Here is an 859-nt window from a genome sequence, read left to right on the forward strand (position 1 = left end):
GCCCCCGATCTCCCCGGTACCGGACGGGTGACTCCTGGCCCGGCGGGGCCGGAAGCGGACTGGTACCTGATCGATGTGCCGGGGGTGGCGCGGCCCGTGCGGTTCCGGCTGCCGACCGGCGCCGACCAGCGCGCCGCCGCCGCGCTTGCGGACCGTCCCGACGCCGCCGCGGCGACGCTGCTTGGCCGCTGCGTCCCGACGACGCCCGAACTCCCTCCCGCGGGGGCCGACGCGGTCGCGGCCGCGATGGCCGAACTCGACCCGCACGCGGAGATAGTTCTCAAGCTCGACTGCCCACGCTGCCAGGCCGCCTTCGCCACCGTCCTCGACACCGGCGCGTTCCTGCTCGCCGAGGTCTCAGGACGGATGGGACGGCTGTACCAGGAGGTGCACCTGCTCGCGTACCACTACCACTGGAGCGAACGGGAGATCATGAGCATGACCGCCCGAACCCGGGCCCGCTATCTGGGCCTTCTCGACGCCGAGCTCAGCCGGGGATACCTGTGAGCGGTCCGGCCGGCGGCGGCGCGAACGCGCCCGGGAACGAGCGAGCGGGCGTGCGTGGCGGCGGGCCCGGGGGGCCCGGGAGCGGTGGCGCGAGCCGTTTTCTCGTGGGGATCGCCCTGCGCGGCGCGGGCCGGCCCGCGCCGGCGGCCGATCAGCGGGCGGCCGCTTCCACCGCGGGGGACGTGTCGGCCGGGTCGCGTCCGCCCGCGCGGCTCGTCCCGCCCGCGCTACCGTCGGTGCTGGCCGCCTGGGATCATCCGTCCGGCGACGACGTGAGCCGGCGTCCGCCGGGCGGCTCCTGGGACGAGCACGGGCGGGCGGGCACCGACCGGGCGGACGATCTTCCAGCGGG

General features: G+C 76.7%; 1 protein-coding gene and 1 pseudogene. Both read left to right on the forward strand.

Annotated features, from left to right (window positions below):
- Positions 1–507 (forward strand): hypothetical protein (locus tag AC5LUJ_RS23260; RefSeq protein ID WP_493465777.1); only part of this gene is annotated, 507 nt, incomplete at its 5' end.
- A pseudogene (locus AC5LUJ_RS23265) lies at positions 504–859 on the forward strand (hypothetical protein); the annotation flags it as partial. The gene AC5LUJ_RS23260 and the pseudogene AC5LUJ_RS23265, both read left to right, overlap by 4 nt.

This window comes from Protofrankia sp. CiP1_Cm_nod3, from assembly GCF_982290655.1.